Origin of the sequence: Modestobacter sp. VKM Ac-2979 (genome assembly GCF_026967995.1) — a bacterium.
Classification (GTDB): Bacteria; Actinomycetota; Actinomycetes; order Mycobacteriales; family Geodermatophilaceae; genus Modestobacter.
This window is the reverse complement of the sequence record NZ_JAPVBO010000006.1, coordinates 355,557-366,559: the sequence shown is the minus strand read 5'-3', so window position 1 is coordinate 366,559 and position 11,003 is coordinate 355,557. Positions and strand designations below refer to the sequence as shown.

Below are 11,003 nucleotides of genomic sequence, written 5' to 3'. Positions count from 1 at the left end.
GGTCCCTTCCGGTCGCTTCTCAGGCGGACGTGCGGCGGCGCACCACCGTTCGGTGCGTTCGAGCGTTGTGCCCCATCCTCCTGGGCGCTGCCGGTCCCGGCGACTCGAGGAGCGCGCCGGTCACCGCTCAGGCGTCGGCGATCTCCGTCGCGGCCAGCCAGTCGGTCTCGACCTGCTCCTTCTCCGCCTGCAGCGCCTTCAGCTGGGCGTCGAGCTCGGCCGCGCGGGCGTAGTCGGCCGCCGCCGCGGCCAGCTGCTCGTGCAGCTTCTTCTCGTCGGCGTCCAGCTTGAGCATCCGGCGCTCCAGCTTGGACGCCTCCTTGCGCGCGGCGCGGGAGTCCGCCGCCGACACGACCGGGGACGACGTCGCCCCACCCGTCGTCCCGCCCGGGGACCCGCCGGACGCGGTGGTCAGCGGGGCGCCACCGGCCGCCCGGCGGGCCAGGTACTCCTCCACGCCACCGGGCAGCTCGGCCAGCGAGCCGTCGCCCAGCAGCGCGACCACCTTGTCGCAGACCCGGTCGACGAAGTACCGGTCGTGGCTGACCACCAGCACCGTGCCGGGGAAGCTGTCGAGCAGGTCCTCCAGCGCGGTCAGCGTGTCGATGTCGAGGTCGTTGGTGGGCTCGTCGAGCAGCAGCACGTTCGGCTCGCCCATCAGCAGGCGCAGCAGCTGCAGTCGCCGGCGCTCGCCGCCGGAGAGGTCACCGACCGGCGTCCACTGGCGGTTGGCGGCGAAGCCGAACCGCTCGGCCAGCGAGGACGCGGAGATCTCCTGGTTGCCGATCTTGGCGATCCGGGCGACGTCCTGCACCGCCTCGAGCACCCGTTGCCGCGGGTCCAGCTCGGTGACGTGCTGGGACAGGTACGCCGGTGCGACCGTCTGCCCCACCGCGACCGTGCCGGAGTCGGCCTCGTTCTCCCCGACCAGCAGCTTGAGCAGCGAGGTCTTGCCCGCGCCGTTGACCCCGACGATGCCGATCCGGTCGCCCGGCCCGACGTGCCAGGTGAGGTCGCGGAACAGCGTGCGCGGACCGTCGTCGGTCGGCACGGCGTAGTCGACGTCCTCGACGTCGTAGACGCTCTTGCCCAGTCGCCGGGCGGCGAAGCCGGCCAGCGCCATCGTGTCCCGGGCCGGGGGCTCGTCGGCGATCAGCGCCTGCGCGGCCTCGATCCGGAACTTGGGCTTGCTGGTGCGGGCCGGCGGGCCCCGGCGCAGCCAGGCCAGCTCCTTGCGCACCAGGTTGAGCCGGCGGTCCTCGGTCACCGCGGAGATCCGTGCCCGCTCGGCCCGGGCCAGCGTGTAGGCGGAGTAGCCGCCCTCGTAGGCGTGCACGTCGCCGTCGGCGACCTCCCAGGTCGTCGTGCACACCTCGTCCAGGAACCACCGGTCGTGGGTGACGACCAGCAGGCCGCCGGCGCGGGCCTTGACGTACTCGGCCAGCCAGGCGACGCCCTCGACGTCGAGGTGGTTGGTCGGCTCGTCGAGCACCAGCAGGTCCAGCGGCCGGATCAGCTGGGCGGCCAGCGCGACCCGGCGCCGCTCGCCACCGGACATCGGCGCCACCGGGGCGTCCAGGCCCATCCGGTCCAGCTCCAGCCCGGTCAGCACCGACCGGACGGCGGGGTCGCCGGCCCACTCGTGCTCCTCGGCGAACCGGGACGTCGGCAGGACGACGTCGCGCACCGTCGTCCCGGCCGGGAGGGTGCCGGTCTGGTCCAGCACCCCCATGGCCAGGTCGCCGCGGCGGGTGACCCGGCCGGAGTCGGGCTCGTCGGTGCCGGTGAGCACGCTCAGCAGGGTGGACTTGCCGCCCCCGTTGCGGCCGACGATGCCGATCCGCTCACCGGCCGCGACCCCGAGGGAGACGTCGTCGAGGATGACCGTCGTGCCGTGTGCCTTGTGCACCCGTTCGAGGTTGACCAGGTTCAGGGGTGCGCTCATCACCACCCAGCATCCCAGGTCCGCCGGACCGGCTCCCGCCAGCCCGCGGCGGCCGGGGCGTCAGCGCCGCCAGAACAGGTGGTGGGTCACCCCGCTCGGGCTGGGGACGACCTCGTGGTGGAACCGGTCGAGCAGCTCGTCGGGCGACGTCCACAGCCGCGACCCGGCGCCGAGCTCGACCGGCGCCACTGCCACGTGCACGGTGTCGACCAGGTCGGCGTCCAGGAACTGCCGGATGGTGGTGGCTCCCCCGCCCAGCCGGACGTCCCGACCGTCGGCCGCCTCCTTTGCCTGCTCGAGGACCGTGGCCGGCGCACCGCTGACGAAGTGGAACGTCGTGTCCGACAGCGAGAACGAGGGCCGCTCGTGGTGGGTCAGCACGAACACCGGCGTGTGGAACGGGGGCTCGTCCCCCCACCAGCCCCGCCACTCGTGGTCGCGCCACGGTCCGCGCTGGGGCCCGAACTTGTTCCGGCCCATGATCTCGGCGCCGATGTTGCGCCCGAACTCCCGCATGAAGTGGTCGTCCAGGCCCCGGGTGCCGCCGGGCTCGGTGCGGTTGGGCCAGCTCGCGGTGGCGAACGCCCAGGCGCCCAGCACCGCCGGATCGGCGTGGCCGAACGGCCGCTCCAGGCTCTGGCCCTCCCCCGCACCGAAACCGTCGCTGGACAGCATGACGTTGTGGACCCTGAGCAGTTGCTCCACGGGAACCTCCTCTGACGTGGTCGCTGTCAGGAGGGACCGCCGCCGACCGCAGAAGTCATCGCCGCCCGCTCAGGCGAGGCGGGTGACCTCCACCGTCACGCTCGAGCCCTCGCTCCGCGGGCCGGAGAAGATGCCCTTGAGCGGCGGGACGTCGGAGTAGTCGCGCCCCCGGGCCAGGGTCACGTGCCGGGGTCCGATCTCCACCGAGTTCGTCGGGTCGAAGCCGGACCACCCGCCGTCCCACCACTCCACCCAGGCGTGGCTCTCGCCGGTGACCGTCTGCCCGATCGCCGCCGCGGGCTCGGGGTGCAGGTACCCGGAGACGTACCGGGCGGGCAGGCCCAGGGCGCGGAGCAGACCGACGGAGACGTGCGAGATGTCCTGGCAGACGCCCTTGCGGTGCGTCCACGCCTGCATCGCGTTCGTCTTCACGTTGGTCGAACCGGCCAGGTACGCCATGTGCTCGTACACGAAGCCGCAGACCAGGTGGCCGGCCTGCCGCGGGCCGGCGTCCCCGACGACGGCCCGCACCTCGGCGACCACCGGGTCGTCCATCGCGGTCAGCGGCGTCGGACGCAGCATCTCCCCGAACCGGTCCTGCAGGTCGGGGACGGCCAGGTCGGCCCAGTCGACCGGCTCCGGGACGTGCGGCTCCGGGCCGGCCTCCACCTCCGAGGTGGCCTGCACGACGAGCTCGGTGTGCGGGCCGTGGGTGTCGAAGGCGGTGACCGTCGACCCCCAGTAGTCGCGGTAGGCGTGCACCGTGGCGGTCGGCTCGATCTCCACCCGGGAGCGCAGCGTGGTCTGCCGGCTGCTGTTCTCCGGGGTCATCCGGGCCTCGTTGTAGGAGGAGCGGACCGGCCCGCCGTAGCGGAAGGCGCTGCGGTGCACCACTTGCAGCCGCCAGCGGTCACTGGGCACCCGCACCGGACCGGACTGGACCTGCGACTGGCTCTGGCCCCCCTGCGACTGGGACTGCGGCACCGCGCTCACCCCACGCCTTCCGGCACCCAGACCTGCGGTGCCTGCTCGGTGAAGAACCGGTTGGTGACCGCCTCGCTGGCGGCCGAGCAGGTGCGCTGCAGCTCGTCGAGCCGGGCCGGCAGCCGCGCCAGGATCTCGTCGGTCTGCATGAACTCCAGCATCGTCCGGGCCCGGCCCACGATCCGGTGCGCCTCGCCGGCGACGCCGATCCGGTGGCCCTCGCGCACGTTGGCCCGCTCCAGCTCGGCCAGGCACCCCTCCGCCCGCTCCAGCGAGGCGAACACCGAGCGCGGGAACAGCCGGTCCAGCAGCAGGAACTCCGCGGCCCGGCTGGAGTTGACCGCGCCGCGGTAGGTGCGCAGGTAGGGCTCGTAGGCGCCGGTCGAGCGCAGCACGAGGGTCCAGGACGGCGCGGCGTCACCGGCCAGCACCCGGGTGGACAGCATCCGGGCGGTCATGTCGACCCGCTCCAGCGACCGCCCCAGGATCAGGAACAGCCAGCCCTCGTCGCGGCTCATCGTGGCGTCGGCCAGGCCGAAGACCATCGCCGACCGCTCCCGGACGAACCGGAACAGCGAGTGCGGGCCGTACCGGCGGGCCATCGTGCGCTGCTGCGGCAGCGCGTTGTGGGTGACGTTGAGCGACTCCCAGATCTCCGCCGACAGCACCTCACGCGCGCCGCGGGCGTTCTCCCGGGCGGCCGACAGCGCTCCGGTGATGGAGCTCGGGCTGGCCCGGTCGAAGGCCAGGGTGGCCAGCACCCGCTCGGTGTCAGCCTCCTCGGGCGGGCAGGGCGCACCCATCAGCGCCAGCAGGTTCGCGCAGGCCCGCTGCTCGTCGATCCACGGGTCCTCGACCAGCCGCTGGGTGTGCACGTCGAGGATCCGGGCGGTGTCGTCGGCGCGCTCGACATAGCGCCCGATCCAGAACAGCGACTCCGCGATCCGACTCAGCACCGCGCACCTCCGCCATCGACGTCCGTCGGCCCCGTCCAGAGGCTCGCCCCGAGCTTGCGAGGGGTGAGGAGGACGGGGTCCTTCAACTGCTGCTGTTGCTGGGACTGGGCGAGGGCGTTGTCGTTGGGCGGGCCCGGGTCCTGGGCCGGCGGCTCGACCGGCAGGTCCTCGGTGGTGAACTCGATCCGGGTCACATCGTGCTCGGGCGCCGGCTCGACCGCCGGGCGGGGCGGGCTGATCACCCAGGTGTCCTTCGAGCCGCCGCCCTGGCTGGAGTTGACCACCAGCTCGCCCTCGGGCAGCGCCACCCGGGTCAGCCCGCCGGGCAGCACCCAGACGTCGGTGCCGTCGTTGACCGCGAACGGCCGCAGGTCGACGTGCCGCGGGGCGATCCGGCCGTTGATCAGCGTCGGGGACGTCGAGAGGCCGATCGGCGCCTGCGCGATCCAGTCCCGCGGGCTGCTGCGCACCTTGACCGCCAGCTCCTCCAGCGTCCGCTCGTCCGCCCGCGGCCCGATCACGATGCCCTTCCCGCCCGAGCCGTCGACCGGCTTGAGCACCAGCTGGTCGAGCGAGGCGAGCACCCACTCGACGGTGTCGGGCTCGTCGAGCCGGTGGGTCTCGGCGTTGGCGAGCACCGGCTCCTCGCCCAGGTAGTACCGGATGAGGTCGGGCACCCAGGTGTAGAGCAGCTTGTCGTCGGCGACGCCGTTGCCCACCGCGTTGGCGATGGTCACCCGGCCGGCGCGGGCGGCGTTGAGCACGCCGGCGCAGCCGATCACCGAGTCGGAGCGGAAGTGGACCGGGTCGAGGAACTCGTCGTCGATCCGGCGGTAGATGACGTCGACCCGCTGCTGGCCGTCCGTCGTCCGCATGCTGACCTGGCCGCCGGAGCACACCAGGTCCCGGCCCTCGACCAGCTCCACGCCCATCTGCCGGGCCAGCAGCGCGTGCTCGAAGTAGGCGGAGTTGTAGACGCCGGGGGTCAGCAGGACGACCGTGGGGTCGCTGACGCCGGCCGGTGCCGAGGCCTTGAGCGCGGCGAGCAGCCGGCCCGGGTACTCCGCGACCGGCTGCACCCGGTGGTCACCGAACAGCTCCGGGAGCACGGAGGTCATCGCCGCCCGGTTGGTGATCACGTAGCTGACGCCCGACGGCGAGCGGAGGTTGTCCTCCAGCACCCGGAAGTCGCCGGCCTCGTCGCGCACCAGGTCGATGCCGCTGACGTGCACCCGGACGCCGTTGGGCGGCACCAGCCCGTGCGCGGCCCGGTGGAAGTGCGCGCTGGTGGTGACCACGCTGCGCGGCACGATCCGGTCGGCGAAGACCTCGCCGGCGCCGTAGACGTCGGCCAGGAACGCCTCCAGCGCCCACACCCGCTGGGCCACCCCGCGCTCGATCACCGACCACTCCTGGTGGCCGATCACCCGGGGCACGATGTCCAGCGGGAAGGGCTGCTCCTCGCCGGCGTGCGCAAAGGTCACCCCGGCGTCGCGGTAGGTCTGCGAGAGGACGTCGGCCCGGGCGGCCAGCTCCTCCCCCGACATCGGCTGCAGGGAGCTGAACAGGCCGGTGTAGGGGGCTCGGGGTTGGCCGGGGGCCGCGAACATCTCGTCCCACTGCTGCCCGAGCGGGTAGCCGTCGAAGAGGTCCGCCATGCGACGAACCTAGACAGGGCCTGTGTCCCGCGCGTTTCGACGGTGACCCGGCCGACACCTCGACCGGTGGGGCGACGCCCGCTGCTACGCCGAGGCGCGCCGGACGAGCGAGGTGCGGCACACCCGGGACTCCACCGCCTCCCCCACGCCCTCGATCTGGCGCAGCAGCAGTTCGGTGAGCAGCGGGGTCATGTCGGCCAGCGGCTGGGCGATCGTGGTCAGCGGCGGGTCGCACCGGGTGGCGACGGCGGCGTCGTCGAAGCCGACCACGGCGACGTCCTCGGGCACCCGCCGCCCGGCGCGGCGCAGCGCACTCAGCGCCCCCACCGCCATCGGGTCCGAGGCCACGAAGACCGCGTCCAGCTCGGGGTCGCGGCCCAGCAGCGACTCCATCGCCCGGGCGCCGCCGGCCTCGGTGAAGTCGCCCTCCGCCTCCAGCTGCGGGAACGACTGCAGCCCGGCCGCGGCCAGCGCCGCCCGGTGGCCGGCGAGCCGGTCGACCCCGGCGATCATGTCCAGCGGCCCGGTGATGGTGGCGATCCGGCGGCGTCCGGTGGCGACCAGGTGCGCCGTGGCGACCTCGGCACCGCCGCGGTTGTCGGCGTCGACGTAGGCCACCGCCCGGTCGTCGAAGGGCCGCCCGCACATCACCAGGGGGACCCCGGCCTCGGCGAGGATGTCGGGCAGCGGGTCGTCGCTGTGCACCGACATCAGGATGACGCCGTCGACGTGGCCCTGGCGGGCGTACCGGCCGATCTTCTGCTGCTCGCGTTCGTCCTGGGCGGTCAGCAGCACCAGGTTCAGGTCGGTGTCGGCCAGGGTGGCGGAGACACCACGCACGATGCTGGCGAAGAAGGGGTCGGAGAAGACCTGGGTGTTGGGCTCGTTGAGCACCAGCGCGATGGTGTCGGTGCGCCGGGTGACCAGGCTGCGGGCCATCCGGTTGGGCACGTAGCGCAGCTCGGCGATCGCCGACCGCACTGCCTCCCGGGCCTCCGGGCTCACCCGCGGTGAGTCGTTGACGACCCGGGACACCGTGGCGCGGGACACGCCGGCGAGCACGGCGACCTCGTCCAGCGTCGGCACCGCGGCGCGCGGGGTCGTGTCGGTCAATGTGTCTCCAGTGCTCGGGCCAGTGTGCTCATGGTGCACCGTGAGAGCGCTCTCCGACAGTCCCAGGGCGTTACCCAGCTGTTACTTGACAGCCGGATGTGGCCCAGACCACTCTGTGCGCCACGGCCGTGAGAGCGTTCTCACGCCCCCGGTGGACGATGCAGTGGAGCACGCGTCCCGGGACGACCCAGGAGGTCAGATGTTCCATTCCTCGAAGAGCAGGGCGGCGTGGGGTGCGGCACTGGCCGCGGTCCTGCTGACCGCCGGCTGTGGCGGTTCCGACGACGCGAGCGCCGACGCCGCCGACTACGACCCGGACGCCCCGGTCACCTTGACCGTCGGCACGTTCGGCACGATGGACCTGGACAACGCAGGGCTCTACGACGAGTACATGGAGCTCCACCCGAACGTCACGATCAAGCAAAACAACGTCGCCCAGTCCGCCGCGTACTACAAGTCGCTGCAGACCCGGCTGGCCGCCAACTCCGGCCTCGACGACGTCCAGGCCCTGGAGATCGGCTTCATCGCCGACGTGGTGCGCAACCACGCCGACGCCTTCGTCGACTTCGCCGCCGAGGAGAACGCCGACGAGCTGGAGGGCAACTTCTACGACTGGAAGTGGGGCCAGGCCTCCACCTCCGACGGTGAGACGATCGCCCTCGGCACCGACACCGGCCCGCAGGCCATGTGCTACCGCAAGGACCTCTTCGAGCAGGCCGGCCTGCCCACCGACCGGGCCGAGGTCGCCGACCTCTGGCCGACCTGGGAGGCGTACCTCGAGGTCGCGGAGCAGTACATGGCCTCGCCGACCAAGCCCGCCGACAGCGCTTTCGTCGACAGCCCGGCGAGCATCTTCTCCTCCTCGGTGTACCAGGGCGACCTGGCCTACAACGACGAGGAGGGCAACCCGATCCCGGCCGAGAGCGACGGCGTGCAGCAGGCGTGGGACTACGCCAGCCAGGCCGCCGACGAGGGGCTGACCGCCAACCTCAGCCAGTTCGGTGACGAGTGGAACGCCGCCTTCTCCAACGGTGCGTTCGCCACGATCGCCTGCCCGGCGTGGATGCTCGGGTACATCAACTCCCAGATGGGTGAGACCGGGGCCGGCCTCTGGGACATCGCCCCGCTGCCCGGCTCCGACGAGAGCGCCAGCAACTGGGGCGGCTCTTTCCTCGGCGTCCCGGCCGACGGCCCGAACGCCGAGGCGGCCAAGGACCTCGTCGAGTGGCTGACCGCACCGGAGCAGCAGGTGAAGATGTTCACCCGCGCGGCGCACTTCCCCTCCAGCCCGCAGGCAGCGGAGGACCCCGAGGTCGTCGGTGCGACCAACGAGTACTTCGGCAGCGCCCCGACCGGCGAGATCTTCGGTGAGTCGGCGGCGAACATCCAGCGCACCCCGATCGGCCCGTACGACACCCAGATCCAAGAGGCGTTCACCACGGCGCTGACCGACATCGCCTCCGGCGGTGCGGACCCCGCCGAGGGCTGGGACAACGCACTGAAGGCCGCGCAGCAGGCAACCGGCGGCTGAGCCCGGCTCAGCACAGCGCACCGCCGACCGGACGCGGTGCCCGGGAGCGTCACCCGCTCCCGGGCACCTGCACCGGCCCCCGCCGTCCCGGCCCGCTCGCGCCCCCGGGACCCGCCCGGCCCGATCCGCGCCCACCGACACCGTCGAGGACCCTGCATGACCATCGCGAGTGGCACCGTCCGGGAAGCGGCGATCGCCGCACCACCACCGGCCTCCGCCGCCACCTCCCCCGCCCGCCCGCGCAAGCGTCGGCAGCTGACCCGCAACCGCTGGGGCTACGCCTACGTCGCACCGTTCTTCCTGGTGTTCGCGGCGTTCAGCCTCTACCCGTTCATGTACACCGCCTGGGTCTCACTGCACGAGACCAGCCTGTCGAACATCAACGGCGGCACCTGGGTCGGGCTGGACAACTACCGCAGCCTGCTGCAGAGCGAGTTCTTCTGGAACGCCGCCCGCAACACCCTCACCATCGGCATCCTGGCCACGGTGCCCCAGCTCTGCATGGCCCTGGGGCTGGCGCACCTGCTGAACTACAAGCTCCGCGGCCGCACCTTCTTCCGCACCGTGATGCTGATGCCCTACGCGACGTCCATCGCCGCGGCGACGCTGGTCTTCTCCCAGCTCTTCGGCCGCGACTACGGCCTGATCAACACCATGCTGGAAGCCGTCGGCCTGCAGGCGATCGACTGGGAGGCCGGGACGGTCAGCAGCCAGGTCGCCATCGCGGTGATCGTCACCTGGCGCTGGACCGGTTACAACGCACTGATCTACCTGGCCGCGATGCAGTCGATCCCCGGTGAGCTGTACGAGGCCGCCGAGATCGACGGCGCGAGCAAGTGGAAGCAGTTCCTGCACGTGACGATCCCGTCGCTGCGCCCGACGATCCTGTTCACCATCGTCGTGTCGACCATCGGCGCCGTGCAGCTGTTCGGTGAGCCGCTGCTGTTCGCCGGCAACGGCACCACCTCCGGCGGCGCCTCGGGGCAGTACCAGACGCTCGGCCTGCTGATGTACCAGCAGGGCTGGAGCAACTTCCACATCGGTCAGGCAGCCACCACGGCCTGGGCCATGTTCATGATCATCCTGGTGATCGTGGGGGTCAACGCCGTCATCGGCCGCCTCCGCACCCGGGCAGACCGGTAGGAGACCGGCATGGCGACCCTCGCTCCCCCCGTCACCGAGACCGGCCGGCACGCGTCCCCGGCGGCCCCCGCGGCCCGCCGCCGCGGCCACCGCGGCGGCAGCAAGGCCGGCAAGCCCGGCCCGGTCACCTACACGCTGCTGACCCTGGTGGCACTGGTGTCGATCTTCCCGCTCTACTGGACCCTGGTGGCGGGCTCGCACACCAACGCCGAGATCGCCGCGACCCCGCCGCCGTTCCTGCCCAACGCCAGCCTGTTCGACAACTTCCAGGCAGCCCTCGAGCAGGCACCGATCGGCAAGGCGATCCTCAACTCGGTCCTGGTCGCCGGCAGCATCACCGTCGGCACCGTGCTCTTCTGCACCCTGGCCGGTTTCGCCTTCGCCAAGCTCCAGTTCCGCGGCAAGGGCGTGCTGCTGGGCCTGGTGATCGGCACGATGATGGTGCCGACCCAGCTGGCGGTGATCCCGCTGTTCATGATGATCGCCGAGCTGCAGTGGGTGAACCAGCTGCAGGCGGTCATCCTGCCCACGCTGGTCAGCGCCTTCGGCGTCTTCTTCATGCGGCAGTACCTGATCTCCGCGCTGCCCAACGAGCTGCTGGAGGCCGGCCGGGTCGACGGCGCCTCGACGTTCCGGATCTTCTGGTCGATCGTCGTCCCGGTCGCCCGGCCGGCGATGGCCGTGCTGGCGATGCTCACGTTCCTCACCGCCTGGAACGAGTTCTTCTGGCCGCTCATCGCGCTGACCACCGCCAACCCGACGGTCCAGGTGGCGCTGGCCGGGCTGGGCTCGGGCTACGTGCCCCAGCGCTCGGTGATCATGGCCGGCACGCTGCTCGGCACCCTGCCCGTCCTGATCGTCTTCACGATCCTGGGCAAGCAGATCGTCGGCGGCATCATGCAGGGCGCGGTGAAGGGATGACCCACTGCGCGACCCCGTCCTCCCCCTCCCTCCTCCCGAGAGGTGCC

At 72.2% G+C, this 11,003-nt stretch carries 9 protein-coding genes; 3 read left to right on the top strand and 6 right to left on the bottom strand.

Features of this window, described 5'->3' with window-relative positions; all coding sequences use genetic code 11:
* Positions 1–127: 127 nt before the first annotated feature.
* The 6 genes from O2W15_RS18990 to O2W15_RS18965 form a co-directional block, all read right to left on the bottom strand.
* Positions 128–1,945 carry an ABC-F family ATP-binding cassette domain-containing protein gene (locus O2W15_RS18990; protein ID WP_269161307.1) on the bottom strand — a complete coding sequence of 606 codons (1,818 nt, stop codon included), beginning with the start codon at positions 1,943–1,945 and terminating at the stop codon, positions 128–130.
* A gap of 60 nt (positions 1,946–2,005) precedes the next feature.
* Positions 2,006–2,650 (bottom strand): dihydrofolate reductase family protein, encoded by a 645-nt coding sequence (locus O2W15_RS18985; protein WP_269180518.1) that lies wholly within the window; start codon positions 2,648–2,650, stop codon positions 2,006–2,008.
* Between the two features lie 69 nt (positions 2,651–2,719).
* On the bottom strand, positions 2,720–3,634 hold the full coding sequence (locus O2W15_RS18980) for a transglutaminase family protein (RefSeq protein WP_269161305.1): 915 nt from the start codon (positions 3,632–3,634) through the stop codon (positions 2,720–2,722).
* 5 nt (positions 3,635–3,639) lie between these two features.
* A complete protein-coding gene (locus O2W15_RS18975) occupies positions 3,640–4,590 on the bottom strand; it encodes an alpha-E domain-containing protein (protein ID WP_269161304.1) in 951 nt (316 codons plus the stop codon).
* Complete coding sequence (locus O2W15_RS18970) at positions 4,584–6,248, bottom strand: circularly permuted type 2 ATP-grasp protein (protein WP_269180517.1); 1,665 nt, start codon at positions 6,246–6,248, stop codon at positions 4,584–4,586. The genes O2W15_RS18975 and O2W15_RS18970 overlap by 7 nt, the downstream gene beginning before the upstream one ends.
* Positions 6,249–6,332: 84 nt before the next feature.
* The gene (locus O2W15_RS18965) at positions 6,333–7,361 is read right to left on the bottom strand and encodes a LacI family DNA-binding transcriptional regulator (protein ID WP_269161302.1); all 1,029 of its coding nucleotides are present in this window, start codon (positions 7,359–7,361) and stop codon (positions 6,333–6,335) included.
* Between the two features lie 199 nt (positions 7,362–7,560).
* On the opposite strand from O2W15_RS18965, the gene O2W15_RS18960 reads away from it, so the two are divergent.
* The 3 genes from O2W15_RS18960 (at position 7,561) to O2W15_RS18950 (ending at position 10,956) form a co-directional block, all read left to right on the top strand.
* The gene (locus O2W15_RS18960) at positions 7,561–8,892 is read left to right on the top strand and encodes an ABC transporter substrate-binding protein (RefSeq protein ID WP_269180516.1); all 1,332 of its coding nucleotides are present in this window, start codon (positions 7,561–7,563) and stop codon (positions 8,890–8,892) included.
* Positions 8,893–9,048: 156 nt separating this feature from the next.
* On the top strand, positions 9,049–10,035 hold the full coding sequence (locus O2W15_RS18955; protein ID WP_269180515.1) for a carbohydrate ABC transporter permease: 987 nt from the start codon (positions 9,049–9,051) through the stop codon (positions 10,033–10,035).
* Between the two features lie 9 nt (positions 10,036–10,044).
* A complete protein-coding gene (locus O2W15_RS18950; RefSeq protein WP_269161299.1) occupies positions 10,045–10,956 on the top strand; it encodes a carbohydrate ABC transporter permease in 912 nt (303 codons plus the stop codon).
* Positions 10,957–11,003: the final 47 nt, after the last annotated feature.